General features: G+C 65.7%; 26 protein-coding genes and 1 other RNA gene. 9 read left to right on the forward strand and 18 right to left on the reverse strand.

The window, feature by feature from the left end; genetic code table 11:
- Positions 1-10: 10 nt before the first annotated feature.
- From ACPT9U_RS08850 to ACPT9U_RS08875, 6 genes are all read right to left on the reverse strand, one after another.
- The gene (locus ACPT9U_RS08850; protein WP_435750638.1) at positions 11-523 is read right to left on the reverse strand and encodes a DUF2271 domain-containing protein; all 513 of its coding nucleotides are present in this window, start codon (positions 521-523) and stop codon (positions 11-13) included.
- A gap of 18 nt (positions 524-541) precedes the next feature.
- On the reverse strand, positions 542-1,246 hold the full coding sequence (locus tag ACPT9U_RS08855; protein WP_435750639.1) for a PepSY-associated TM helix domain-containing protein: 705 nt from the start codon (positions 1,244-1,246) through the stop codon (positions 542-544).
- Positions 1,247-1,328: 82 nt separating this feature from the next.
- Entirely contained in the window at positions 1,329-3,704 is a 2,376-nt protein-coding gene (locus ACPT9U_RS08860; RefSeq protein ID WP_435750640.1) for a TonB-dependent receptor domain-containing protein, read from the reverse strand.
- Between the two features lie 185 nt (positions 3,705-3,889).
- Positions 3,890-5,269 (reverse strand): efflux transporter outer membrane subunit, encoded by a 1,380-nt coding sequence (locus tag ACPT9U_RS08865; RefSeq protein ID WP_435750641.1) that lies wholly within the window; start codon positions 5,267-5,269, stop codon positions 3,890-3,892.
- 65 nt (positions 5,270-5,334) lie between these two features.
- Positions 5,335-7,344 carry a MacB family efflux pump subunit gene (locus tag ACPT9U_RS08870; protein ID WP_435750642.1) on the reverse strand — a complete coding sequence of 670 codons (2,010 nt, stop codon included), beginning with the start codon at positions 7,342-7,344 and terminating at the stop codon, positions 5,335-5,337.
- On the reverse strand, positions 7,341-8,669 hold the full coding sequence (locus ACPT9U_RS08875; RefSeq protein ID WP_435750643.1) for an efflux RND transporter periplasmic adaptor subunit: 1,329 nt from the start codon (positions 8,667-8,669) through the stop codon (positions 7,341-7,343). The genes ACPT9U_RS08870 and ACPT9U_RS08875 overlap by 4 nt, the downstream gene beginning before the upstream one ends.
- 312 nt (positions 8,670-8,981) lie before the next feature.
- Between ACPT9U_RS08875 and ACPT9U_RS08880 the strand changes: the two genes are divergently transcribed.
- Positions 8,982-9,977 carry a cytochrome-c peroxidase gene (locus ACPT9U_RS08880; protein WP_418363790.1) on the forward strand — a complete coding sequence of 332 codons (996 nt, stop codon included), beginning with the start codon at positions 8,982-8,984 and terminating at the stop codon, positions 9,975-9,977.
- A gap of 174 nt (positions 9,978-10,151) precedes the next feature.
- Positions 10,152-10,568 carry a Fur family transcriptional regulator gene (locus ACPT9U_RS08885; protein ID WP_418363718.1) on the forward strand — a complete coding sequence of 139 codons (417 nt, stop codon included), beginning with the start codon at positions 10,152-10,154 and terminating at the stop codon, positions 10,566-10,568.
- Between the two features lie 114 nt (positions 10,569-10,682).
- Here ACPT9U_RS08885 and ACPT9U_RS08890 read toward each other — a convergent pair whose 3' ends face one another.
- The 10 genes from ACPT9U_RS08890 to ACPT9U_RS08935 form a co-directional block, all read right to left on the reverse strand.
- Complete coding sequence (locus tag ACPT9U_RS08890; RefSeq protein ID WP_435750694.1) at positions 10,683-11,099, reverse strand: ExbD/TolR family protein; 417 nt, start codon at positions 11,097-11,099, stop codon at positions 10,683-10,685.
- On the reverse strand, positions 11,099-11,869 hold the full coding sequence (locus tag ACPT9U_RS08895) for a MotA/TolQ/ExbB proton channel family protein (RefSeq protein WP_435750644.1): 771 nt from the start codon (positions 11,867-11,869) through the stop codon (positions 11,099-11,101). Before ACPT9U_RS08895 ends, ACPT9U_RS08890 begins: the two co-directional genes overlap by 1 nt.
- 2 nt (positions 11,870-11,871) lie before the next feature.
- Entirely contained in the window at positions 11,872-12,801 is a 930-nt protein-coding gene (locus ACPT9U_RS08900; RefSeq protein ID WP_435750645.1) for an energy transducer TonB, read from the reverse strand.
- A 70-nt stretch (positions 12,802-12,871) separates the two neighbouring features.
- Positions 12,872-13,351, reverse strand: a complete 480-nt coding sequence (gene bfr, locus ACPT9U_RS08905) for a bacterioferritin (RefSeq protein WP_435750646.1) — start codon at positions 13,349-13,351, stop codon at positions 12,872-12,874.
- Positions 13,348-13,587 carry a (2Fe-2S)-binding protein gene (locus tag ACPT9U_RS08910; RefSeq protein WP_435750647.1) on the reverse strand — a complete coding sequence of 80 codons (240 nt, stop codon included), beginning with the start codon at positions 13,585-13,587 and terminating at the stop codon, positions 13,348-13,350. Before ACPT9U_RS08910 ends, bfr begins: the two co-directional genes overlap by 4 nt.
- Positions 13,588-13,622: 35 nt before the next feature.
- Positions 13,623-13,826, reverse strand: a complete 204-nt coding sequence (gene hemP / locus ACPT9U_RS08915; protein ID WP_418363713.1) for a hemin uptake protein HemP — start codon at positions 13,824-13,826, stop codon at positions 13,623-13,625.
- 91 nt (positions 13,827-13,917) lie between these two features.
- A complete protein-coding gene (locus tag ACPT9U_RS08920) occupies positions 13,918-14,403 on the reverse strand; it encodes a hypothetical protein (protein ID WP_435750648.1) in 486 nt (161 codons plus the stop codon).
- Positions 14,390-15,601, reverse strand: coding sequence for a hypothetical protein (locus tag ACPT9U_RS08925; protein ID WP_435750649.1), 1,212 nt, complete (start codon positions 15,599-15,601; stop codon positions 14,390-14,392). Before ACPT9U_RS08925 ends, ACPT9U_RS08920 begins: the two co-directional genes overlap by 14 nt.
- Positions 15,598-18,000, reverse strand: coding sequence for an EAL domain-containing protein (locus ACPT9U_RS08930; RefSeq protein ID WP_435750650.1), 2,403 nt, complete (start codon positions 17,998-18,000; stop codon positions 15,598-15,600). Before ACPT9U_RS08930 ends, ACPT9U_RS08925 begins: the two co-directional genes overlap by 4 nt.
- A 52-nt stretch (positions 18,001-18,052) precedes the next feature.
- The gene (locus ACPT9U_RS08935; protein WP_435750651.1) at positions 18,053-19,435 is read right to left on the reverse strand and encodes a malonyl-CoA decarboxylase; all 1,383 of its coding nucleotides are present in this window, start codon (positions 19,433-19,435) and stop codon (positions 18,053-18,055) included.
- A 193-nt stretch (positions 19,436-19,628) separates the two neighbouring features.
- On the opposite strand from ACPT9U_RS08935, the gene ACPT9U_RS08940 reads away from it, so the two are divergent.
- Positions 19,629-20,009 carry a two-component system response regulator gene (locus tag ACPT9U_RS08940; RefSeq protein ID WP_435750652.1) on the forward strand — a complete coding sequence of 127 codons (381 nt, stop codon included), beginning with the start codon at positions 19,629-19,631 and terminating at the stop codon, positions 20,007-20,009.
- Positions 20,010-20,031: 22 nt separating this feature from the next.
- Here the strand turns inward: ACPT9U_RS08940 and lgt are convergent, their stop codons facing one another.
- The gene (gene lgt, locus ACPT9U_RS08945) at positions 20,032-20,820 is read right to left on the reverse strand and encodes a prolipoprotein diacylglyceryl transferase (RefSeq protein ID WP_435750653.1); all 789 of its coding nucleotides are present in this window, start codon (positions 20,818-20,820) and stop codon (positions 20,032-20,034) included.
- A 35-nt stretch (positions 20,821-20,855) separates the two neighbouring features.
- A complete protein-coding gene (locus ACPT9U_RS08950) occupies positions 20,856-21,530 on the reverse strand; it encodes a YceH family protein (RefSeq protein ID WP_435750654.1) in 675 nt (224 codons plus the stop codon).
- A 97-nt stretch (positions 21,531-21,627) separates the two neighbouring features.
- Here ACPT9U_RS08950 and ilvD point away from each other — a divergent pair, with 97 nt between their 5' ends.
- The 6 genes from ilvD (at position 21,628) to rhtB (ending at position 25,761) form a co-directional block, all read left to right on the forward strand.
- Positions 21,628-23,478, forward strand: coding sequence for a dihydroxy-acid dehydratase (ilvD, locus tag ACPT9U_RS08955; protein WP_435750655.1), 1,851 nt, complete (start codon positions 21,628-21,630; stop codon positions 23,476-23,478).
- A gap of 36 nt (positions 23,479-23,514) precedes the next feature.
- A complete protein-coding gene (locus tag ACPT9U_RS08960; RefSeq protein WP_418363704.1) occupies positions 23,515-23,709 on the forward strand; it encodes a hypothetical protein in 195 nt (64 codons plus the stop codon).
- Positions 23,710-23,713: 4 nt separating this feature from the next.
- Positions 23,714-24,016 carry a cell division protein ZapA gene (locus ACPT9U_RS08965; protein ID WP_435750656.1) on the forward strand — a complete coding sequence of 101 codons (303 nt, stop codon included), beginning with the start codon at positions 23,714-23,716 and terminating at the stop codon, positions 24,014-24,016.
- A 23-nt stretch (positions 24,017-24,039) separates the two neighbouring features.
- Positions 24,040-24,223: non-coding RNA, 6S RNA (gene ssrS / locus ACPT9U_RS08970), on the forward strand.
- 103 nt (positions 24,224-24,326) lie between these two features.
- The gene (locus ACPT9U_RS08975) at positions 24,327-25,133 is read left to right on the forward strand and encodes a sulfite exporter TauE/SafE family protein (protein ID WP_435750657.1); all 807 of its coding nucleotides are present in this window, start codon (positions 24,327-24,329) and stop codon (positions 25,131-25,133) included.
- Positions 25,134-25,143: 10 nt separating this feature from the next.
- A complete protein-coding gene (gene rhtB / locus ACPT9U_RS08980) occupies positions 25,144-25,761 on the forward strand; it encodes a homoserine/homoserine lactone efflux protein (protein WP_435750658.1) in 618 nt (205 codons plus the stop codon).
- Positions 25,762-25,802: the final 41 nt, after the last annotated feature.

Below are 25,802 nucleotides of genomic sequence, written 5' to 3' on the forward strand. Positions count from 1 at the left end.
TGCGGACGGATCAGGGCTTGAGCTGGACGGCGATGGTGCCGAGTTCGTGTTCGCCGCGTGCCTCGTGGCGGGTGACGTTCGTAGGCGGCCATTGCAGCGGCAGGCTTACCACTTCCCGACCGCCGTGCTCGCGGGCGGCCTCGACCACCAGGCGGTATTCGCCGGCGGCGAGCTTGCCGAGCGGGGTCTGCCCCTCGGTGAAGCTCAGGGTGTGCTTGCCCGGCTGGCGGGTGGCGCTGGTGAGGCCATCGACCGGCATGGCCAGCTCGCGACCGCTGCGGCGCCACCACAGGCGCATGTCCTTGAGCCATTTCGCGCCTTCTGCGTTGCGCATCTTGGCGTCATACCAGACGACGAGGTTGGCGGCGACCGAGTTGTCCGGGCGTTCGAGCCAGGCGGCGACGTAGGGGCGGCGGTAGTCCGCCACGTCGAAGTGCGGCAGTTCGAGTTCGACATCGATGCTGGCAGCGAGCACAGGGCTGCTTGCGAGCAGGCCGAGCACGAGGAGCAGGGGTTTGTACATGCGGGGGCTCCAGGGGGATCAGTGAATGAAAAGAAGGATCAGCAGTGCAGGCAGTACCACGCCCAGGCCGACCACCGGCCATACCGAGGCGCGCGTGGTGGCGTGAACCTGCAGGATGAGCAGACCGGTCACGGAGAACACCACGCACGCCACCGCGAAGAGGTCGATGAACCAGCGCCAGGCCTCACCCGTGTTGCGACCCTTGTGCAGGTCGTTGAGCCAGGCGATCCAGCCGCGGTCGGTGAGCTCGTACTCTGCCTCGCCCGCCTCGAGGTCGAGATGCAGCCAGGCGTCACCCCCCGGGCGGGGCAGGGCGAGGTAGATCTCACCCTCGGACCATTCGGCCGGCTTGCCGGCGACGGACAAAGCCATCGCGTCCGCCACCCAGCGCGTGGCTGCGTCGGGCAGCGGGCGCTCCGCGGCCTGGCCATCGCCGGCGCGCGCGCGCAAGTCGTCCCGCAGCGAGGCCGGGATGGCGACGCTGCGGGTCTCGATCCGCGGCTTGGCCTCGATTGCGCCAGAGTGGTTGAGGGTGATGCCGGTGAGGGCGAACATGAGCATGCCGAACAGCGAGACGGCCGAGCTGATCCAGTGCCATTGGTGCAGGGCGCGCAGCCATCCGGCCCGACGGGCCTGACGCTGCCCGTCTGTGTCCGGCGTGGCGGTGTGCGCATGCTTCGTGCGGATTGCCCCGGTGTCGGAGGGCCTCGGGTAGGTCGGCATGGTTGAGTCAGGCTGCCTGACGGGCGATCGAATACGCGCGGTCACCGCAGCCGTCGAGGGCTGCGGTGACTGCCAGCGCCGCTCAGAAGCGGGCGTTCAAGCTCACCCAGAAGCTGCGCGCCTTGTCCTTGTTGTTGTAGTCGTACTCGGGGCCGTAACCGCTCGCATCGCAGCCGCGGCCGGAGCAAGGCACCCAGGTGTAGCCGGTGAAGTCCTTGTCCAGCAGATTGTTGATGCGGCCGTTGAGCGTGACGTGTTCGTTTACCTCGAGGCTGGCGCCGAGATGGAGGACGTCGTAGTCCTTGTAGTAGCGCGGGTTGCCGGCGTCATCGGTCCCACGGTAGCGCTTGGAGCGCGACTCCAGGGTCAGGAAGACGTTGAGATCGGGACGCGCCTGCCAATCGAGCGTGGTGTTGAGCATGTGCTTAGCACTGTTGCCCAGCGGCAGACCCTTCTCGTCACCGCTCTTTTGTTCACTGTCGGTGTAGGTGTAGTTGCCGCGCAACGCCCAGTTGGGAAGAAACTGCCAGCGTCCCGCGAGTTCGGCCCCCTGAATCACCACCTCGTCGATGTTCACCGCCTTGGTCGATGTGGCGTAACCGAGGTCTGCATAGTCACCCGTGCTGGAGCAGGTCACGCTGGTCGTTGGGCCGCATGCCTGCGAAGCGATCTTGTCCTTGAAGTCGTTGCGGAAGATCGTGGCGTTGAAACTGTGCCGGTCCGGATGGCTCCAGTAAACCGCGAGCTCAGTGTTGCGGCTCGTTTCAGGCTGAAGGTCCGGATTGCCGAAGAAAGGAGAGGTGCCCTGGCCGCCGAAGCCCACGACGCCGTCGTAGAGTTGGGTGGTCTTGGGGGTCTTGAAGCCGGTGCTGATGCCGCCCTTGACGGTCCACTGGGGGTTCAGGTTGTAGACGCCATAGATCCGGGGTGAGAGGTTGTCGCCGAAAATGTCATGGTTGTCGTAGCGCACCCCCCCCGTGAGTGTAAAGGCGTCGGTCAGCATCCAGTTGTCCTCGATAAAGAGCGACCACATCTTGTGATCCTGTACCTTCCCCGGGGTGCCGGATTCCATGCCGAACACGCCGTCCTGCAGTTCGCCGTCGATGATCTGGCCGCCCACGACCAGAAGGTGGTCGCCTGCGAGCTTGTGCAGCGGAATGTCCAGCTTGGCGTCGAGCGTGTACTGGTTGCTCTGCAGCACGCGCTTGGGGCGCGGCAGGAATGTAGCCTGCGCTGCGGCTTTACGTTCATCCTCGCTCAGGTTTGCGTAGGCGCCGGAGCCCTGGAGCATCGCCAGTAGTTCCTGTCGTTCGGCAACGGTGAAGGGCAGGGTGCGGCCGTTGTTGTCCGTTTCAACGTAGGACAGGGCGAGGAAACTCGTGCCGAAATCCCAATGGCCTTCGTGCGAAAGCGACCATGCACTGCGGGTGAACTCCTGCTCGCTCGCGTAGCCGACGCGAGGCTCCGCGCGACCTGAAGCCCCGTTTGTCTGGACACATCGAGAGCCGCTCCACCTGCTGCAGAAGACCGTGTCGATGCTGTCGACCGTGCCCAGCGGGTAAGCGGTGGCACCACTTTGGTCGATATACGGGTCGTTGTTGTAGGACTGGGTGGAGTCGTCGTAGTCAAACGTGATGCGCTGGCGCGCGTCCGGGGTGAAGAAGAGGCTGAGCCCGTATGCCTTGTTGGTGTTGTCGACGGTTTTGCCGCCGCCGCCGAAACCCAGGTCGGGCGACTGGGCTTGGCCTGTCCCGGGGTTGAGCGTCGGCTCGAGCTCGACGTTCGAGGCCAGGCGCTCATAGACGCTGCCGCGCAACGCCAGCCCCAGCTTGCCCTGCACGATTGGCCCGCGGATGGCAAAGTCGGTAGTGATGTCATCGCCGAACTGATCGTCGGTCTGCAAGGTCCGGCCGTAGGTGACCGACCCTGACCACTTGCTGATGTCTTTCTTGGTGATGATGTTGATCACGCCGCCCATCGCATCCGCGCCGTACAACGTGGATGCCGGGCCGCGGATGACCTCGATGCGCTCAATGGCGTCGAGCGGCGGAATGTGGTTGAACTGGTTGCCGCCGAAGCTGTTCGGGTAGATGTCGCCGTGATTGTTCTGGCGCTTGCCGTCGATCAGGATCAGCGTGTAGTCCGAGCCCATGCCGCGCATGCTGATCGTCTTCTGGCCGGTCTTGTCGGAGGTCTCGCCGATATCGACGCCCTCGAGATCGCGCACGGCGTCGATCAGCGTCGTGTAGGGCTTCTTCGAGAGTTCTTCCTGCGTGACGACCGAGATGCTGGCCGGTGCGTCGGTGATCTTCTGCTCGAAACCCGCAGCACTGACGACCACTGCGCCAAGCGCGGTCTCCTGTCCGTGCGATGCGGCGGCTGGAAAGGCCAGCGCGAGGAAGAGGACGGACGTGCGAATACGAGGCGGGCGGTTGCCCGCCCGGACAGCGTGTGCCATGTAAGCGATTCCTTTGACGGCGTAGTCGGGACGTTGGCTGGCTTCCTGGATACGCTTGGCCCGGAGGGCTTACAGGTGGCTGGCTGGTGTTATCTTGAGTTGCGAATGATAAAAGTTCGTATTTAGGTTTGTCAAACTGTAACGGATGTTTTGCGCGGATGTGCTCGCGCCCCAGTCGGCCGCCTTCAGGTGCCCTGCCAGCCGCCGCCGAGCGCCTTGTACAGGTTCACCGCATTGTTCAGGCGGGCCAGGCGCAACTGGGCGAGCTGGTCCTGGGCTGAGAACAGGGTGCGCTGGGCGTCGAGTACGGTGAGCAGGCTGTCTGCGCCTTCCCGGTAGCGTAGCTCGGCCAGGCGCAGGCTGCGCTGCGCTTCGGTCAGGATCTCGCGCTGTGCGGCCTCCTGGCGGGTGTCGCGTGCGCCGTCGGCGAGTGCATCTTCCACTTCCTTGAGGGCGACAAGGAGAGCACGACGGTGCGTTTCGAGCAGTTCGCGCTGGCGTGAGCGCTGGAGCTCGACCTCTGCACGCAGACGGCCACCGTCGAAAACCTTCTGCAGCACGCTGGCCGACAGCGACAGTGTGCGCGTGGTGTCGGCGAGTGAAAGCAGGGCGGTGCTGCCAAGCCCAGCGCCGGCCGAGAGGCTGATGCCGGGGAGGAGGGCCGCGCGCGCTGCCGCGATGTTGGCGGCTGCAGCGATGAGACGGGCTTCGCTGGCGGCGAGGTCGGGGCGGCGTAGCAGCAACTCGGAGGGGAGGCCCGCATCGATGCCTGGCACCCGCAAGGCCTCGAGGCGCTCGTCGGTCGTGAAGCGGGCCTGCGGGTTGCGACCAAGCAGGAGGGCGAGCGCGCTGCGTGTCTGGCGAAGCTGTACTTCCAGGGGTTCGATGGCCTTGCGCTGAGTGAGGACGGTGCTGCGCTGCTGGCTCAGATCGAGTGCAGAGGCCGCGCCGTTGTCGTAGCGGGCTTGCACCACACGCAGCACGCCCTCGGCGAGGGTAAGGTTCTGGCGGGCGATCTCCACGCGTTCCTGCAGCGCGAGGGCCTGGAACCAGGTTGTGGCGACACTTGCGCTCATCGACAGTCGGGCGGCGTCGTAGTCATGGCGACTTGCCGCGAGGCTGGCGCGGCTGGCGTCCACGCCGGCGGCGATGCGACCCCACAGATCGAGCTCATAGCTGGCGCCCAGGCTCAGGTCGGTCGAGCCCGACTCGTTGCCATCTACATTGCGCGTGCCGCCGCCACCGCTGAGATTCAGTGTCGGGAAGAGCGAGGCGCCGGCCTGGCGCAGCGTGAGCTCGGCCTGCACCACGCGCTCGGCCTGGATGCGTAGATCAGGCGCCGAGGTCATCGCCTCCGTGACGAGGGCGTCAAGCTGGGTTGAGCCGAAGCTTTGCCACCAGGCCGCATCGACGGCGCCGCTGGCATCGGGCTCGCTTTCGGCCCATGCGTTCGGCAGGGGCAGGTCCGGGCGGGCGACGGGCTCGGTGATCGCGCAGCCGGCCGCGAGAAGGGCGGTCAGCACGGGGAGGAGACTGCGGCGCAGGGCAGTGCGATGAGGCTGCATGGATGTCGTCCGGGTGGGGATGTGCGGGCAAGCCCGCTCCGGTGGAGTGAAATTGCTCGGGAATGTCATTCGGAGGCGAGGGCCACGACGGGATCCAGGCGCGCGGCCGTGCGCGCCGGCAGGTAGCCGAACACCAGTCCGGTGAGGAAGGCGCAGCTGAAGGCGAGCACCACCGGCAGCAGCGAGTACTGCACTGCGGTGCCGAAGCTGGCGATGATGGCTGCGCTACCGAGCCCGACGGCAACGCCGATCAGCCCGCCGACAGCGGAAACCACCAGTGCCTCGATGAGGAACTGTTGCAGGATGTTCCGTGTGCGTGCACCTGTGGCCATGCGGATGCCGATCTCGCGCGTGCGTTCCGTCACCGACACCAGCATGATGTTCATGACGCCGATGCCACCCACCAGCAGCGAGATCGCCGCGACCGTGCCGAGCAGGATGGTGAGCGTGTTCTGCGTTTCGGATACCGTGTCGATCACGGAAGCCATGTTGCGGATCTGAAAGTCCTCCACGCCGTGGCGGGCGAGCAGCAGGCTCTGCACCGCGGCCTGGGTGTCGTCGATGCGCGCCACGTCCTCGACCGCTACCGTCACGTTGCGCAGGAAGCGCTGGCCGGTGATGCGCAGGCTTGCGGTGGTGAACGGCATGAACACGATGTCGTCCTGGTCCTGCCCCCAGGGCGTGGCCCCCTTCGGGGTCATTACGCCTACGACCTGAAAGGGTATGTTGTTGACCAGAATGAATTCGCCGACCGCGTCGCCGCCTGGAAACAGCGCCCGCGCGACCGTCTGGCCCAGCACCGCGACAGTGGCGTAGCGGGCTTCGTCCTCGGCGCTGAAGAAGGTGCCGCTGGCAGTCGCCCAGTTGCGAGCGACGATATAGTCGGCCGAGGTGCCATTGACGCTGCTTCGGTGGTCGACGTTGCCGGCGCGCAGGGTGATCGTGGCGCCCTGCTCGGGCACCGAGGCGAGGACATTGGGCAGTTCGGCGATGGCCTGCACGTCCTCGACGACCAGCGTGGCAGGCGCGTCGCGCCCGCGCGTGTTTGGTGCGCCCGGGCGCACCGTGAGCAGGTTGGTGCCCATTGCGCTGACCTGGTCGATCACCTTCTGCTTGGCGCCGTCGCCGATCGCGAGCATGGCGATCACCGAGGCCACGCCGATGACGATGCCGAGCAGGGTCAGCACGGTACGGAACAGATTGGCGCGCAAGGCGCGCAGCGCGGTGCGGGTGGCCTCGACCACGTCCGAGAGCGGAGAGGTGCGATCCACATGCGGGCTGAAGTCGGGGGCTGGACCCTCGGGCAGGCAGGGGCCCGGGTCGGACACGATGCGCCCGTCTCGGATCTCGATGATGCGTTGCGCCTGCTCGGCGACCTCGCGCTCGTGCGTGATGAGGATGATCGTATGCCCTGATGCCGAGAGCTCGCGCAGCAGCTTCATGACTTCGGCCCCGCTCCGGCTGTCGAGCGCGCCGGTGGGTTCGTCGGCGAAGATGATGCGCCCGCCGTTCATCAGCGCGCGCGCGATGGAAACGCGCTGCTGCTGACCGCCGGAGAGCTGGTTCGGGCGGTGGTGCACCCGCTCGGCCAGCCCCAGCTTGTCGAGCAGTTCCTCGGCGCGGAGGTGGCGCTCGTCGCGCGGCATGCCGGAATAGACGGCCGGCACCTCCACGTTCTCGCGCGCAGTGGCTCCGCCGATGAGGTTGTAGCTCTGGAACACGAAGCCGAAGGCCTCGCGGCGTAGGCGGGCGAGCTCATCACGCCCGAAATCCTCCACATCCTCGCCCATGAAGCGGTAGACGCCGCTGCTCGGCCGGTCGAGGCAGCCGAGGATGTTCATCAGCGTCGACTTGCCAGAGCCCGAGGCGCCCATGATGGCGACGAATTCACCTTCATGGATCGTGAGGTCGATGCCGTGCAGCACACGGGTCTCGACCTCGCCATTCACGAAGCTGCGCGTGATGTTCGAGAGCGCGATCAGTGGCTGGCGGACAGCCCCGGCCTGCGTCAGGCCACCTGCGCCCTGATCTGGCGTGGTGGGCGTCTCGCGTGCGGGAAGGGCTTCCGGCTTCATAGGCGCGGTGTCCTCGCCGGGCCGCTGCTGCCTGCGCCCACCGCCACACCGGACACCACGCGCTCGCCTTCCTGCAGCCCTTCGAGCACCTGCGCCTGCACCCGGTTTGCAACGCCCAGTACCACCTTGCGATCTTCGAGCGCACCGCGCGCGTTCTCCACCTTGACCGTTCCCTGCGCCGGAGCCGCTGCAGTCCCGGTCGTGGTCCGGTTTCGGCCGGTCCCCATGCCCTTTACTGCGCCGCGTCCGCCACCCGGGTTCATTTCGCCGCCGCCAGGGGGCGTCTCCGCCGGGGCGGGGGGCGATGCAGGGCCAGCGACCTGCGGCGGGCGGGGGGCACCCTGGGTCAGTGCCGCCATCGGGACCAATAGTGCGTCCTTGGCCTGTGCGACCACGAAGAAGACCTGTGCTGTCATCTGCGTCATCAGGCGTCCGTCCGCGTTGGGTACGTCGAAGAGTGCGTTGTATAGAACGACGTTGTTGGTGACGGTCGGGGTCGGCTCGATCCTCTCGAGCTTGCCGTACCAGCGCTTGCCACTGCCGCCCAGGGTGGTGAAGTAGGCGCTCATGCCCAGGCGCAGGCGGCCAATGTCCGCTTCGGAGACCTGCGTCTGCACGGTCATCGTGGACAGGTCGGCGATGCGCATGACCACCGGCGCCTGCTGGTTGGTGTTCAGCGTCTGGCCTTGGCGGGCTGTGATCGACACCACGGTGCCGCTCATCGGCGAGAGGATGCGGGCGTACTGGAGATTGGCCTCGTCTGCACGCAGGGTGGATTCGATCTGCTCGATCTGGGCGCGGAGGGCCTCGAGCTGGGCCTCGGCTGATTGCGCCGAGGCTTCGGCCGTCTGCAGGCTTTCCTGGGTGGTTGCGTCCTCAGCCATGAGTGCGCGTTGGCGGCGCAACTGGATCTGCGCGAGGCTGAGCTGGGCTTCGCGGTCTTTCAACTGCGCTCTCAGGTTCTTCAACTGCGCGCGCGAGGCGTCGACCCGGGCGAGATAGACGGTGGGGTCGATCTGGGCGAGCAGGTCCCCTTCCTTCACGCTGTCGCCTACCTCGACGTGGATCTTGTCTAGCTGGCCCGACACCTGCGCGCCCACATCCACGTAGTCGCGTGGCTGCAGGGTACCCGTGGCGGTGACCACATCCTCGATGTCGCCGCGCTGGACGGTACTGAACTGATAGGCGGTGAGCGGGCTGCGTTCGCCCACCAGGTGCGGCCATGCGTACCAGCCGCCCACCGCAAGCAGGGGAAGGGCGAGCAGCATCAGTCGGCGGCCCCAGCGGGGGTCGGGCTTGCGGGAGGAGGAAGTGTGGGTGTTCATGTGATTGTGGTGTCGGTCGTGCGCGGAGTCACGGCTTGAGAAGAGAGTCTCTGTGCAAGCATAGCGGCCTGCCTGGCGCCGTCATGTATCAGATTGCAGCGCTTGGGCCATGATGAAGACGATTGGTGAGCGGTCATGGAAGACCCGCGCTCGAAGACAACGTTCCGGGGCATGGTTTGAGGAAAGGTTGACGATAGTCAAGAAACTGGAGAATTAGATCATGTCTAATCGGATCAACAGCAAGGCGGAGGAAAACTCCGACGCCGGAAGAACCACAGCAGATTCGCTGAGCAAGCAAGGAGAAGCACCATGATGAAGATGAAAGCAGTCGGAGTCGCAGTTGCGTTTGCCGTTGCCGGCACCGCTTGGGCCGCCACCGTACGGGAGGAGCCGATCCAGCCGATCGAGGCGGCCAAGGTCACCGACCCTGCCAAGGTGGAGTTGGGCAAGAAGCTGTGGTTCGAACCTCGTCTGTCGATGTCCGGCATCATCTCCTGCAACACCTGTCACAACCTGTCGATGGGCGGTACGGATAACCTCAAGACCTCCATCGGTCACGGTTGGAACGCAGGTCCGGTGAACTCGCCTACCGTGTTCAACTCCAGCCTCGCGATCGCGCAGTTCTGGGACGGCCGCGCGGCCGACCTCAAGGAGCAGGCGGGCGGCCCGATTCAGGCGGACGTGGAGATGAACATGCCGCATACGCTGGCGGTCGGCATCCTGCAGTCCATCCCCGGCTACGTCGAGGAGTTCAAGACTGTTTACGGCAAGGATAAGATCGAGATCGACATGATCACCGACGCGATCGCCGAGTTCGAGGAAACCCTGGTTACGCCCAATGCCCGTTTCGACCAGTGGCTCAAGGGTGACGACAAGGCGCTGAACGAGAAGGAACTGGCCGGCTACACCCTGTTCAAGGAAAGCGGCTGCGTGGCTTGCCACAACGGGCCGGCTGCGGGCGGCACCTCGTTCCAGCGCATGGGCCTGTTCGAGCCGTACCAGAGCACATCGCCGGCTGAAGGTCGTGCTGCCGTCACCGGTAACGATGCCGACCGCTTCAACTTCAAGGTGCCGACCCTGCGTAACGTCGAGCTGACCTATCCGTACTTCCACGACGGTGAAGCCGCAACCCTGGAGGAGGCGGTGGACGTCATGGGTCGCCTGCAGCTGGGTCGAAAGTACAGCGAGGATGAGATCGGCAAGATTGTCGCCTTCCTGAAGACGCTGACCGGAGACCGCCCGGAAATCGCAATGCCGCTGCTGCCGCCGTCCAGCAACGCGACGCCGCAGCCGAATCCGTTCAATTAAGCGTCGGCGGGGAGATCCCGCATCCGGAGTGGCATTCCGAACGGGGGGCGGTCGCAAGACTGCCCCCCGTATTAGTTCGTAAGGCTTATTGACGCAATGTACGACTCGGTCCAGCATTAATACGCAGTCTTAACAGAGAGAAGGGGCCCTCAGAGCGCCCCGGGATGGATAGCCATGAACGAATATACTTCTGCCGATGCCATCGCCAGCCTGCGCAAGGCCGGCGTTCCGGTCACCCACCAGCGGATCGAGATCGCGAAAGTGTTGTTTTCCGCGCCGGTGCATCTGTCTGCTGATCAGGTCTGGGCGAATGTTCGCGACCTGTCTCCGGACGTTTCGCGCGCCACGGTGTACAACACGCTGCGCCTGTTCAGCGAGAAGAAAATGATCCGCGAACTCTTCGTGGACCCGCAGCGCGTGGTCTATGACTCGACCACCACGCCGCACCACCATCTCTACAACATGGACACCGGTGAGGTGTGCGACGTCTCCGATGAAGAGTTGCAGGTCGTCGGCAGGCCGAAACTGCCCGAGGGCGTTGTGCTCGACGAGATCGACGTCATCGTGCGTGTCCGCAACCGCATGGCCTGAGCGTAACGCCCGGCGGGGCGCTCTGCCCGTTACATTGGAAGCAGGACAAGAAGAAACGGCGCCGCAGCGAGAGGGCGCCGTTTCCGTTTCTTGTAGCAGGCCCGTGGCGTCGGCTCAGTTTTCCGGCACGGTGACGAAGCCCATCTTCTCGATGCCGGCGCTGCGGGCCCGGGACATCACCTCGGCGATGACCTCGTAGCGCGTGTTGCGATCCGCGCGCAGATGCAACTCGGGCTGGGGCAACTGCGCAGCCGCGTTTGCAAGACGTGCGGGCAGAAGTTCCGCGTCCAGCAGTTCCTCGTTCCAGAAGACCCGCCCCTGATCGTCGATCGATAGCGCGATATTCTCGGGCTTTTGCTCGGTGGCGTCGCTCGAGGCCTGAGGAAGATCGATCTTGACCGAGTGGGTGAGCAGGGGCGCTGTGATCATGAACACGATCAGCAGCACCAGCATCACGTCGATCAGCGGCACCATGTTGATGTCGCTCTGCGGCGGGCGACTGTCGCCCTGGTTGAAACCGCCGAATGCCATCATGCGGCTCCGGGGCTGGTGGCCGCCTTGTTGCTGGCGATACACAAGCCTGCACTGGCTTGCTCTTGAGCACCCGCGACGCTTGCAATGCGGGCACCCGTGGAAAACCAGGCATGCAGATCGTGTGCAAAGGCGTCCAACTCCGAGAGTTCGACACGGTTCGCACGGGTGATCGTGTTGTAGGCAAGCACCGCCGGGATGGCGACGAAAAGGCCGAAGGCGGTCATGATCAGCGCCTCGCCGACCGGTCCTGCCACCTTGTCCAGGGTGGCCATGCCTGAGGCGCTGATGTTCACCAGCGCGTGGTAGATCCCCCACACCGTGCCGAACAGGCCCACGAAGGGCGCGGTCGAACCGATAGACGCCAGCGTGGTCAGCCCGGCCTCGAGGCCCGCAGTGGACAGGGCCATCGATTTGCGCAGGGCACGGGTGACGATCTCGTCGGCGTCGAGATGTCCGCCCAGGGTGTTCGTGTGCGTGTGGCGGCGGATGTGCTCGGTGGCTGCGGCCCCTTGCTGCGCGAGCGCTTCGAAAGGGGATTCCGGTGCGCGCTCACCCAGGATCTTCAGCCCTGACTCCAGGTTGCTGGCGCCCCAGAACGCCTCGACCGCACGGGTGTAGCCGCGGGCGCGCATCTGGCGCCAGGCGCGGCTCAGGATCAGATACCAGCTCGTGACGGACATGACGAGCAGGATGAGCGCAACGGCGCGGATGATCGAGTCGGATTGTGCCCACAGGTGAGCGAGGCCGAAGGCCTGTGAACTGTCCATGTTCAGTTTCCTTGAAGTTTGAATACGATGGGTACGAGCACCCAGGCTTCCACCGCTGCGCTACCACGACGTGCAGGGACGAAACGCCAGCGCGCGACGGCGTCCTGAGCGGCCCGATCCAGGCGCGAGGAGCCCGAGCTTGCGCGCAACTCGATCCGTGAAGGCAGTCCTTCCGCGGAGACGAGCACGCGCAGCATGACCTGTCCTTCCTCGCGCATGCGGCGTGACACCATCGGGTACGCAGGATGCGGGTTGTTCAGGTAGGCAGCGTCGTAGCGCGCCTGGGTGAGTGCCGGCGTGCTTTCGCTTCGGGTGGAGGCGCTTGCGCTTGCGCTTGCTACAGGCGCAGGCTGGGGTGCGGCTTCGGTGGGTGCGCTGGTTGCGGTAGGCGCGTCGGTGGCAGGGGGTGCTTCACGGACCACCGGCTTGGGTGTCGGCTTCTTCGCCACAGGCTTCGGCTTGGGCGTCGGCTCGGGCTTGGGTTCGGGCGGTGGCGGTGGCGGCGGCGGTGGCGGCGGCGCTGGTTCTGGCGGACGCACTTCAGGAGGGGGCGGCGGCACGGGTTCAGCTGGGGCTGCGCTTGCGGGCTGCTCCATGGCAGCTGGCTCGGCCTGGATCAGTGCGACCTGGATCGGGGCGATCTGCGGTGGCGTCGTGTCCTGCATGCCGAAGCGGGCGAGCGCCCCCAGCGCGGCGAGATGGGCAACGGCCACCAGGGAGGCGAGCGTGATGCGAGCTGCCGAGCCGCCATTCAGCGCGGACTGGGGGGAGGCATCGGATGCGCGTCGCGCCGGGGGCGCCTCGAACTCGACGGCGTTGACCGCAGCGACGTGGGTCACGATGGACGCAGATGCAGCACTCACTGCCTTGCGTCCGGCGATCGGTGCCGTGTCGGGGGCGGGCGTCTTCAGGACCGGTGCGGCAGTGTGCATGTTGCAGGAAGGCGGGCTGCCCCGCGCGGGGGCAGCCGGGCTGGAAACGGTGGTCGGGTTGAGAACGTGGTCAGCTTGAGGCCGGGCTCATCTGTGACTGCAGGTAATTCTGCAGTCCCACCTGCTCGACCAGACCGAGCTGGGTTTCGAGGTAATCGATGTGCTCCTCGGTGTCCTCGAGAATCTTCTCGAAGATCTCCCGCGAAACGTAGTCCTTACAGGACTCACAGTAGGCGATCGCCTCAATGAGGTTCGCTCGCCCACCCAGTTCGAGTTTCAGATCGCCCTGCATGCATTCCGGGACGTTCTCCCCGATCAGGAGCTTGTCGAGGTTCTGCAGGTTCGGAAGACCTTCGAGGAACAGGACGCGCTCGATGAGCAGGTCGGCATGCTTCATCTCCTCGATCGATTCGTCGTACTCGTGCTTGCCGAGTCGATCCAGGCCCCAGTTCTTGTACATGCGTGCATGCAGGAAGTACTGGTTGATTGCCGTCAGCTCGATGGTCAGCTGTTTGTTGAGGAACTGGATGACTTTCTTGTCGCCTTTCATGCTGCCTCCAGGGTGAGAGAGAACGCCGGTACCGGGCTGGAGCATACCGCGGCGTGACTCTGTCGTGGGTTTGATGCCAGCGCGGAGTTCAGGCAATCCCTTGCGCAACGCGCGCAACGACCGCACTCAGCGGTGACACCCAGTTCGGTGCGAAGCTGCCGGAGCGTGCGCGTCCCCTGGCTCGCGGCCAGGTGAATCTGGCGCTCCGTGACTGCATTGCATACGCACACATACATAGTCTAGCCTCCAGACAGATTCTTGCGTTCCACGCTCACTTGGTGAGGATCAGCTTTCCGTTCCGCGTTGCACGCAGGAGGTAATGGCTGCCCTCGTGTTCGATCGTGATCGCGCGCTGCCGCCCGAGAAGCTGGGTGCTGCGCACGACATTGAGGCGGGCATCGCTCCCGGGCAGGTCATCGCTGTCGAGCACGCCTTTTTCCATGGAGCCAGTATCCGGGATCTCAGAATCGATCATTTGAAACTTCGTGCAAACAATAATGATTCGCATTAGAGCACGAGTGCCGAGCGTGTGCAATCTGTTCGTGCATCTGCTTGATCCTCTGCGCCTACCGTGTCGCGCTGCCGGGTACCTGGTCGAGCCTCAACAGCACCTTGAGTCCAGGGTGCTCGGCCAGGCTGGCGGGCAGATAGGCGAGGGCGTTCGGGTTTCTGAGGACCAGCTCGATCGCATGCTCGGGTCCAGCGACTTCGTGTGGAGGACGCGCCCGCCCGGTGAATACCAGACGCGACCAGTAGGCCCGGATCTGGCTGGGGTTCTTGCCCGTCAGATGCTGGTAGAACTGGTCCCGGACCGGGCCGGAAGGCAAATCGACGACCGTGAGCAAGGGGCCGTCTGCGATCCGGGTGCGCTGGCCAAGGTACAACTCCTGCGCCGCGCTGAGCTCCAGGGTCTGGAGGTTGCCCTCACGCGCGCTGACCAGCACGATCCCCGCCCCGTCCGCAGCAAGTGCGGCGGGTGCGAGCAGCGTCAGCCACAGCGCGAACACGCGCAGCCAGCCGCGCAGGGAAACGGGGCGCTCAGAACACCACATCGACCGACACGCTCAGCAGGTTGATCGTGCGTCGGTCGAGACCCGGCGCGAATGGGTCGTCGCGGGCGATGAAAGTGCCCAGCGCGTTCCGACTGGTGCGAGCCTGGGTGAATTCGGCCTTCAATGCCGCGCTGGGGGCGAAGTCCCAGCGCATGCCAACGGAGAAGCTCTTCTGGGCCTGGTTGCGCGAGCGGTTGAACCCTTTGATCCGGTCCTCGTAGCCCGGCCACTCCGCGGCTTCGACGAGAGGTTGATCCTGCCATTGGCGAGCGACGCTCAGGTACGGCATGACGGATCCGAAGCGGCGGCCGGCGGAAGCGTAGGCAGCGGTGGCGCTGTTCGAGAACTTGCTTGCGGTGTTGCGCGCCACCTCTGCACTGAAGCGCCAGACGCCGTCGTCCCATTGCATGCCCAGCGAGCTGAAGCTCGCGCTTGCGCCCGAGCCGCTGAGTTCCGCCCTGAGCGCTTGCGGCAGTGTGGAGGCAAAGTCGACGAAGCCCGGCGAGGTCCGCTCGACAGCGAGATCTGCCTTCGCATAGCCGGCGCTCAGGCTCAGCGATCCGGACTCCAGTGTCAGCGTCATGCCACCAAGCTTGCTCAGGCGCGCCTGCCCGCCATTGATGACAGGGATCCGGCTGCGGCCGAAGTACGGATGCAGCTCAACGAACATGTCGCCGATGTGCGCGCGGTAAAGCAGATCGATGCCGTCGATGTCGCTGAAGGGATTGAGCCCGTAGACCTCGACGGGTGGGCGAACCCAAACCTGGTTGTAGTTGATGTCCGAGGTATCGGAGAGCATGAAGAAGGGGCTGCGGAAGCGGCCCGCACGCAGCGTGAGTTCGGGGCTCAGGGCGTGGCTGAGAAAGGCCAGGGCGGGGCGTGGGTCGTAGTCACCACGCTGCGTCTCGCGGGTGACCAGCTGCAGTACGAACGCGTTGCGCTCGCTCAGGCGAACGTCAGCCTGCACGCCCAGCACAGAATCTGGCCCGAGATCGGTGCGCTGCCCCCCGGGGGCATCGATGCCCACGCGTGCGAACTGCAGCGTGTCCGAGCGCGTCTGTACCGCACCCAAGGTGGCGAAACCCGACAGGCGCCAGTCGATGTCGGTCCCGCGCGCGGCGGGGGCGCACAGGCCTTGCAGCAAGCCGAGGGCCAGGGCGGCTACCAGCAGATGGCGTCGGAGAGATCCTTGAATCATTGATCGAGGCCTTGCAGATAGGCAAACGTCGAATCGCGATCGACCGGGCGGGAGAACAGGTAGCCCTGTCCGTAGTCGCATCCCATGTCGAGCAGGGTTTTCAGCTGCTCCTCGTTCTCGATGCACTCTGCCACCACGGTCATGCCGAGTTCGTGCGCCAGCTGGATGCTGTGGCGCACGATGGCGCGCAGGCGTGCGTCGTGGGTGAGCGAGTGAACGAAGGAGCCGTCCAGCTTCACCTGGTTGCAGGGCATCGTATGCAGGTAACTGAGCGTCGAATAGCCGGTGCCGAAGTCGTCGATCAGCACGTCGATGCCCGATGCGCGCAGCGCGTGCAGATGGGCGATGGCGGGGCCGTCGCGGTCCGCGAGCACGCTCTCGGTGACTTCGAAACGCACCGAGCTGCGTGGGATGCCGCTCTGCGCAATGGCCGCGAGCAGCTCCTCGGCGAGATCGGCGCGCGAGAGCTGTCGCGCGGAAAGGTTCACGCTCACGCGCACCGGCTGCTGCTGTGGAAGGCGCGTGCTCCAGTCGCGGATGTCGCGGCAGGTGCTGCGCAGCACCTGCATGCCCACGTCGTGGATGAGGTCGAGCGTCTCGGCCAGGGGGATGAACTCGGAAGGCGGCAGCAGGCCCATGCTCGGGTGGGGCCAGCGCACCAGGGCCTCGAAGCTTGCGAGCCGGCGTGTGGCGAGCTCGACGATGGGTTGATAGAAGACACCGAGGTCGCCGCGCACCAGGGCGGCGCGCAACTCGGCCTCGATCTGCAGCGCCCGTACCGCTTGCGCGTGCATATCGGGCTGGAAGAACTCGATCGGAGCGGTTTCGCTGCGTCGCGCCTTGTGCAAGGCGTTGTCCGCGTCGCGCAGCAGGGATTCGGCGTCCTCCCGCGCGCTGTCGCTCATCGCTACGCCGACGCGGCAGCGCGGATGCAGGACTTGGTCGGTGTTGCTGGGTGCGAAGGCGGGCAGAGCGACCAGGTCCTCGCACACCCGCAAGGCTTCGATGGAATTGTCCACCCCGTTGAGCAGTACGGCAAACTGGTCGCCCCCGACCCGCGCACAGACGTCGCCCTGCCGCATCAGCGAGGTGATGTGGTTGGCGATCCTGCGCAGCAATTCGTCACCGACGGCGTGGCCGTAGCTGTCGTTGACGAGGCTGAAGCGCTCGAGGTTGATGGTGAGGATTGCGATCTGCTTGGGGTTGCCCCGCCGGCGCTGGGCGAGAGCGTGGTTCGCGTGCTCGATGAACATCGCGCGGTTGGGCAGTCCGGTGAGTCCGTCGTGCAGGGCGTCGTGCAGGAGCTGCTGCTCGGCGCGCTTGCGCAGGTTGATGTCGCCGAGCGAGCCCGCCATGCGGAAGACGTGCCCGCCGGGGTTGCGGCTTGCCACGCCGCGGATCAGCACCCAGCGATACTCGCCATCGGGATGGGCAACGCGCAACTCCATCATGAACTGGGCGCTCTCGCCCTTCAGGTGGGCGATCAAACGTTGCTGGTAACTCTTGACCTCGTGCGGATGCACCAAGTCGATGAAGGCGTCGGCTTCGGCGGGCATGCCGCCAGGCGGCAGGCCGAGGATCTCGCAGAAGCGCTCGGAGTAGTAGGCGTGACCGGTGTCGAGGTCCCAGTCCCACAGGCCGTCGTTCGCCCCCCGCAGCGCCATGGCATAGCGCTCCTCGCTGGCGCGCAGCCGGCCGGCCGTTTCCTGCAGCTCTGAGACGCGCTGCTGCAGGGTGGCGGCCATGATGTTGAAATGATGCGCGATGGTGGCGAGCTCGTCGCGGCCGCGGGTGAGCACGCGGTGATCCAGGTGGCCATCCGCGATGGCCTTGCTGCCGTCCAGGAGCCGGTGCAGATTGCGGGTGAGGAAATAGCCGACGGCCGAGAGCAGCAGGAAAGTGAGCGCGATCTCCGACAGCGCGATCAGTAGACCCTGGCTCATGATGGCCTGCCGCGCCGCCGAGAGCGACGAAATCGAAATGCCAAACTGCAGCAGGCCGACCTCGTTGCGCGGCAGCAGAAGTGGCCTGCGTACATGAACGAGTTCGCGGCCGACCAGCCCCTGCAGGCGTCCGCTGGTCTGCCCGGTCGGCTCCGGCAGCCGGTTCAACTGTGGCAGTCCCGCGGCCACCAGCATGCGCTCGTCACGACCTGCGATGCGCACGTAGGTGAGTCCTTCCTCCGCGTCATGCAGCAACTCGCCCAGGACGTCCTGCAGCGCGTCGAAGCGCTGTTGTTCGCCGTATGCGGTTGCCATCGCATGGAGAATGCTCGCGTTCTGCGTGATCGTGGTCTCTAGCGTTGCCGAGACTGCGTTGTTCATCAGCCGCATGCTGTTCGCCAGCAGCAGGCTCAACAGCACCACCTGCACCACCGTGCTCGCGAGCAACAGGCGCATGCGGATGGATCTGGGGCGGCAACGGAAGAACATGATCGTGCGCGCACCGCGTTCAGCGGCGCGCCTGCTTGCGTACGGTGGAGGATGCGGCGATCAGCCCTTCGCTGGCGAACTGCTCAAGGTTCGATTCGATGCTGTCGGGGTCGTAGAGGTAGTTCACCATGATTCCCCATGACTGCTGCAAGCCCTTTGCGGAGCAGTCGGCGAGCCAGTTCAGGCGCTCGACGCGGGCGCCGTTGCCGAGATGAAAGCGCGCGACCGCGTCGACCGGCTTGTCGCCGCGCCGCGCTTCTAGCAAGTAGCGCGCGGCCAGGCGCAGTAGTGGCTCGCGCAGGGTCGCGCGCAGCTTGTCGTCGGCCTGCCAATCGGGTTTGCCTTCGAGCACCGCGGAAAGTGCAGCGTCGTCGGTCGAAGCGATCCCCAGCCCGGCAAGCCGGGTTCTGTCGGCCGGGAGGAACGCCTCGGCCATCTCATCGGGGTGGCGCTGCGCCCAGCGTGCAAGCCCGGGGATCGGGGACAGGGTGGCGAAGGTTTTCAGTCGCGGAAAATCCCGTTTCAGGTCGTCGATGACGCGCTTGAGCAGGAAATTGCCGAAACTCACGCCGCGCAGACCGGGCTGGGTCGCGCTGATGGAGTAGAAGATCGCCGTGGTGGCCCGGCGGGTGTCGGCCAGTGGCGCCTCGATGTCCAGCAGGCGCTGGACGTTGTCGGCCAGCTCCTCGAGCAATGCGACCTGCACGAAGATCAGCGGTTCGAGCGGCATGCGCGGGTGGAAGAAGGCATAGCAGCGCCGGTCCGAGTCGAGCCGGTTCTTGAGATCGTCCCAGGATCGGATCTCGTGTACTGCCTCGTACTGGACGAGCTTTTCGAGCAGCGCGGCCGGCGATAGCCAGGTGATGCGCTGCAATTCGAGGAAGCCCACATCGAACCACGCCGACAGGCGGGCTTCGAGTTCGCGGTCGAGCGGCTTCAGCGACGGGTCCTGTGCGACGAAGCGCAGCAGGTCGGCACGCAGGTCCACGAGGAACTTGACACCCTGCGGGATGGCGTTGAACTGGGTCAGGATGCGCAGCCTGCGCGAGCGCATCGCCGCGCGCAGGCGTGCTTCGGCGTCCCATTGCTCTGCCGTGCCCACCGCGGCCTGATAGGCCTCGTGTGCTTCCGAAACCTGTCTCGGGTCGGGGCCGAATTCGTGTGCGATGAGGCGCAGGAAAGCGTGCCGCCCCGCGTCGTCCAGATGCAGGTAGGTTTCTGCGAGCCTTCCGGCGCGTTGCCGGGTGGACACCTCGCCCCCGCGTCCTTCAGCGCACTCCTGCAGCTGCGCACGGATGCGTTCGAGGTCGCCCGCTTCTGGCGGCTTGCCGAAATGAGCGGCATTTGCGACGAATTCGCGCATCATGCTCAATCCGCGCGAAACCAGTCTCGAGCCCGTCATGCGGCCTCCTGTCCGATTCATGGTAGATATTCTGTTACCATGCTATCCCAGATTGGGTAGCAATTACGCTGGCAATTTTCGGCCGTCGTGCGAAATTCACGCGGTCGTTGAAAGCTCAACCCTGTCAGCCTTCCAGGCTGCCTGACCTCCTTCGATATCCGTCCCGCCGATCCGATCGGCTGCAGGCTTGAGCGTGCACGATAATCAGCGTCCTTTGCGGGTGTTGCTGCTGGTTCCGGATCAGGCTGCGGCTGATGCGGCCGAGTTGCGGCTGCGCTCGGTTCCGCCGCCCGGCGCGGAGGTTGTCGAGCGCTGCTTCACCGAAAGCCGCGCCCTGCAGGCCTACTTCAAGCTGCGCCCCGATCTGGTCGTGCTCGACTGCCGCACCGCAGCTGACGAGCCGGCGCGCTTCGTCGGCCTGCTCAAGCGCATGGCGCCCGGAAGCTGCGTTGTCGCGGTGGTGCCTTCGTCGCAATCCACGGCTGCGGCAGCGGCGCGCAGTTTGGGCGCCGAGTCGGTAGGGAGCCTGGACGATCTCGTCGAGATGACCCGAAGCCTGGCCCGGATGCTCTGATCGCGCCTTGGTGCGCGCGCCCTCAGCGTTGGCGCGCCGACGCCGCGAGCATCATGAGCCCGACGGCGATCATCGGTACGCACAGCCATTGCGCGGTGGACAGCCCCAGCGACAGCGTGCCGAAGATGCCGGGATCGGGCGTGCGAAAGAACTCTGCGATGAAGCGCAGGCTGCCGTATCCGGCCAGGAATGCCGCGGAGACGGCACGAAGCGGTCGCGGACTGGCCGCGTAGAACCACAGCATCACGAACAGCAGCAAGCCCTCGCCTGCGGCCTGGTAGAGCTGCGAAGGGTGGCGCGGGGCCGCGTCCACCCAGGGGAAAACCATCGCCCAGGGTAGTTCGGCCCCCACTGGCCGGCCCCAAAGTTCGCCGTTGATGAAGTTGCCGATGCGGCCCGCAGCGAGCCCGGTCGGCACCAGTGGCGCGATGAAATCGGTGACCTGCCAGAAACCCTTGCCATGCTTGCGGCCGTATAGCCACATCGCCGCCAGCACGCCGAGAAAGCCGCCATGGAAGCTCATGCCGCCCTTCCAGACCGCAAGAATCTCCGCCGGGTGCTGCAGGTAGTAGGCGGGCTGGAAGAACAGTACCTCGCCCAGGCGCCCGCCGATGATCACCCCGATCACGCCGTACATCAGCAGGTCGTCGATCTTCTGCGCGTCCCAGCCCAGCTCGGGTCTGCGGCGTGCGTGGATGCGGCCGAGGACGACGAAGAGCACGAATGCGATCAGGTACATCAACCCGTACCAGCGCACCGAGAGCGGACCGAGGGAGAAGGCGACAGGGTCGAACTGAGGATGGATCAGCATGGTGTTCGGCGGGGTGGGCGGCGTGGGGCAGGGGGTCAGTCGAACTGCTTGCGGAATGCGGAAAACTCGTTGCGCAGCGCGTCGAACTCCTCGCGCAGACGTCGCAACTCGTCCTCCAGTTCCGCGATCCGCCCTCGTCCGCCCCCCGCGGCGGCGATGCCGGCCTGAGCCTCGGCCATCTCCTGCACCGCGGCATCGCCGCCGAGCAGGTGCACATGGCGGGTTTCCTTGGTGCCCGGCGCGCGGGGCAGGGCGGCTGCCAGGGGCGGGTATTTCTCCGCCAGATGTTCGAGCACCGCCTCCACCGCAGCGACGTCCTCGAAGCGGTGCAGGCGCTCGCAGCGCTGGCGCAGTTCGCCGGCGGTCTGTGCGCCGCGCAGGAGCAGGATCGCCAGCACCGCCTGCTCGGCCGGCGGCAGCGAATGGCGCAGGCGAATCAGATGCTCGTACTTCGCCACCCGCGCGCTCTGCTGGTCGCGTTTCGATACCAGGCGGCGCGCAATCAGGCTGTCGACCGCGGCCTGCACCTCGGACTCGCTGAGGCTCATGACCGGCTCGCGTGCGGTGAGCTGGTTGGCGCCGGTGGTGATGGCATTGATCGACAGCGGATAGGCGTCGGGCGTGATGAAGGACTTCTCGATCAGTACGCCAAGCACGCGGATCTCGGCGGCGTCCAGATCGAAACCCTCTGCGGGGGTCAGGTCTTGCATGTGCGCTCCTGGCGATGACTAGGCTCCGGATGATACGCATGCTTCGTGCTGCGCGTTAGAATCCCAACCTTTACCGCCGATCTTCCGGAGCGCCGTCATGCCTCAGTATCGTTCCCGCACCTCCACCGCCGGCCGCAACATGGCGGGCGCCCGCGCCCTGTGGCGTGCCACTGGCATGAAGGACGAGGATTTCAGCAAGCCGATCATCGCGATCGCCAACAGCTTCACCCAGTTCGTGCCTGGCCATGTGCACCTCAAGGACCTCGGCCAGCTTGTCGCGCGCGAGATCGAGGCTGCGGGGGGCGTCGCCAAGGAGTTCAATACCATCGCGGTGGACGACGGCATCGCCATGGGCCATGGCGGCATGCTGTACTCGCTGCCCTCGCGCGAGCTCATCGCCGATAGTGTCGAGTACATGTGCAACGCGCACACCGCCGACGCGCTGGTGTGCATCTCGAACTGCGACAAGATCACCCCGGGCATGCTGATGGCCGCGCTGCGCCTCAACATTCCGGCGATCTTCGTCTCAGGCGGGCCGATGGAGGCGGGCAAGGTCAAGTGGGAGGCCAAGGTCATCTCCCTCGATCTGGTCGACGCCATGGTCAAGGCGGCCGACAAGAGTTGTTCGGATGAGGAGGTCGACGCCATCGAGCGTTCGGCATGCCCGACCTGTGGCTCGTGCTCGGGCATGTTCACCGCCAACTCGATGAACTGCCTCACCGAGGCGCTTGGCCTGTCGCTGCCTGGCAACGGCACCACGCTCGCTACCCACGCCGACCGCGAGAAGCTGTTCCGCGAGGCCGGCCGACGCATCGTCGAACTGGCCCGCCGCTGGTACGAGAAGGACGACGCCTCGGCGCTGCCGCGCTCGATCGCCAGCTTCAAGGCGTTCGAGAATGCGATCAGCCTGGATGTGGCCATGGGCGGCTCGACCAACACCGTGCTGCACCTGCTCGCCGCCGCGCACGAAGCCGGCGTCGACTTCACCATGAAGGACATCGACCGCATCAGCCGTCGCGTGCCCTGCCTGTGCAAGGTTGCTCCCGCGGTGGCCGATGTCCACATCGAGGACGTGCATCGCGCGGGCGGCATCATGGGCATCCTGGGCGAGCTCGACCGCGCAGGCCTGCTGCATCGCGACGTGCCGACGGTGCATAGCAAGACCATGGCCGAGGCGCTTTCGCGCTGGGACATCATGCAGGCACACGAAAACTCGGTGTTCACGCTCTTCCGTGCGGCGCCCGGCGGCGTGCCGAGCCAGGTCGCCTTCTCTCAGGACCGGCGCTGGAACGAGCTCGACATGGACCGCACCTCCGGCGTGATCCGCGACAAGGCCAATGCCTTTACCGCCGATGGCGGTCTTGCCGTGCTGTACGGCAACATCGCCGAGAAGGGCTGCATCGTGAAGACCGCGGGTGTGGACGAGTCGATCTGGAAGTTCACCGGCAAGGCACGGGTGTTCGAGAGCCAGGAAGACGCGGTCGAGGGCATTCTTGGCGAGCAGGTGCAGGCCGGCGACGTGGTGGTGATCCGCTACGAAGGCCCCAAGGGCGGCCCCGGCATGCAGGAGATGCTGTACCCGACCTCCTACCTGAAAAGCCGTGGCCTGGGCGCGCAGTGCGCGTTGCTCACCGATGGCCGCTTCTCGGGTGGCACATCGGGCCTGTCGATCGGCCACGCCTCGCCCGAAGCGGCCTGCGGCGGTGCGATCGCGCTGGTCGAGGATGGTGACACGATCGAGATCGACATCCCGAACCGGCGCATCCACCTCGCAGTTCCGGACGCCGAACTCGCCCGCCGTCGCGCCGCGATGGAGGCAAGGGGGGCCGCAGCCTGGAAGCCCGTCAAGCGCGAGCGCGTGGTTTCGGCTGCGCTGCAGGCCTACGCGGCACTCACCACCTCGGCAGACACCGGCGCAGTGCGTGACGTCACTCAGGTGCAGCGCTGATTGACCCGTCATGGGCCGCTCACTACCATCGACGCCATGGATACCGAATTCGCCCAGCTCGAAGCCCAGCTAGAGCAGCTGATCAGCCAGCACGAACGCCTGAAGGCCGACAATGCCGACCTGCGCACGCGCGTCGGCAGGCTGGAGGCCGACAACCGCACGCTCGCAGACAAGGTCCGCCTGGCCGCGGACCGGCTCGAGAGCCTGCTCCACAAACTGCCGGAGGGTTGACGCGATGTCTGCCGACCACCTCGACATGACGCTGCTGGGCAAGGAGTACCGTATCTCCTGCACGCCCGAGACACGCGACGATCTGCTTGCCACCGTCGCGTTCCTGGACGAAAAGTTCCGTGAGCTCGGCGAGAAGACCCACGCTTCGGGGGAAAAGCTCGCGGTCATGACTGCGCTCAACATTGCCCACGAATTTCTCCAGCATCAGCGTGGCAACGGGTTTGACATGCCGGGCATGAAGCGTAGAATCGGACTCATGAAAGCGCGCCTGGATGGCGTGCTGGCACCGCAGGAAAAGCTCTTCTGAGCGCTTTTCCCGGCGGCAAGATCAATCCCCTGCAGTGTTCGTCGAAGTCGTAGATTCCTTGAACCAATAGTCGAGAGACTCGGTCGCAGACCATCGATGCCGCTGGTGTGAACGCCCCTCGCCGGGTGATCCTGAAGCGGAAGGGACGCGACCTCCCTGAACCCATGGTTCAGGATGCCCGGCGGAGACGGCACAGGCGGGGGGCCAATCGGAAAGGCGCGGTGAAAGCCGCGCCTTTCCCCGTTAACGTGGTGCGTGCCCTGCCTGCCGTGTGCGGTGATCGTGGCTGGCGTGCGCCGGAAGAGTGCCCATGGGATTCGACATCTGGTGGCTCGCCTACCCCGTGCTGGGCGCAGTGGTGGGTTTTTTCGCAGGTCTGCTCGGCGTGGGGGGCGGCGGCATCATGGTGCCGATGCTGACCACCTTCTTCATTGCCCAGGGTTTTCCGCAGGACCAGGTCGTTCATCTGGCGCTGGGGACCTCGATGGCGGCCATCGTACTGACCTCGGTGTCCAGCCTGCGCGCCCATCATGCCCATGGCGCGGTGCGCTGGGACATCGTGCGCGCGATCACGCCCGGCATTCTCGCCGGCACCTTTGGCGCCACTTTCATCGCCGCGCGCGCCGACACCGTGCCGCTGGCGATCTTCTTTGCCTGTTTCATGGCCTACGTGTCGGTGCAGATGCTGCTGAACATCAAACCCAAGCCTTCGCGTGACCTGCCCGGTGCAGTGGGGATGACTGCAGCCGGCCTGGGAATCGGCGGGGTGTCCGCGCTGGTGGCGATCGGTGGCGGTTCGCTGTCGGTGCCCTTCATGGCCTGGTGCAACGTGAAGATGCAGAATGCGATCGGCACGTCCGCGGCGATCGGCTTGCCGATCGCGCTGTCGGGCACGCTGGGCTACCTGATCAATGGCTGGGGCGCGCCCGGCACGCCCGCGCTGACACTGGGCTTCATCTACCTGCCGGCGCTGGTGCTGGTGTCGGCGGTGAGCATGTTCTTCGCGCCGCTGGGAGCCCGGCTCGCCCATCGCCTGCCGGTGGCGACGCTGAAGAAGGTGTTCGCCGGGGTGCTGATGCTGCTGTGCGCGAAAATGCTGCACAGCCTGTTTGCCTGAGGAGGGTGTGATGAGCTGGAATCTGTGGCTGGCCTTCCTGGTCGCATCGATCGTGATCGCGGTGTCGCCCGGGCCGGGCGCGGTGCTGTCCATGTCCACCGGTCTGCGCTACGGCTTCGGTGCCGCGTTGCGCAGCATCGCCGGGCTGGAACTGGCGCTGCTGCTGCAACTGGGCGTGGTCGCGCTCGGCCTGGGCGCGGTGCTGGCGACCTCGGAGGTGGCCTTCACGGTGATCAAGTTCGTCGGTGCGGGCTACCTGATCTGGCTGGGCGTACAGAAGTGGCGCGCCGCGCCGGAACCCATCGGCGAGGGTGAGGTGCGCGCGCATTCCCGCCGCCAGCTCTACGCCCAGGGGGTGCTGGTGAACCTGACCAACCCCAAGGCGGTCGTCTTCATCGCCGCGCTGGTGCCACAGTTCATCGTGCCCGATCTGCCCCAGTGGCCGCAGTTCGCGGTCATCGGCGCGACCATGGTCGGAGTGGACGTGATCGTGATGTCGCTCTATGCGCTGCTCGCCACCCGCTTTCGTCCGCTGCTTCGCAACCCGCGCCTGCTGCGCATGCAGAACCGCATCTTCGGTGGCTTGTTCGTGGGCGCGGGTGCGATGCTGGCTGCCTCGAGCCGTTGAGTCTGCAGCCGGGGCTCCTTTTTACCGCCTGATGCGGGCGC

The sequence above is a fragment of the Thauera sp. AutoDN2 genome, assembly GCF_051280715.1.
Lineage (GTDB): Bacteria > Pseudomonadota > Gammaproteobacteria > Burkholderiales > Rhodocyclaceae > Thauera.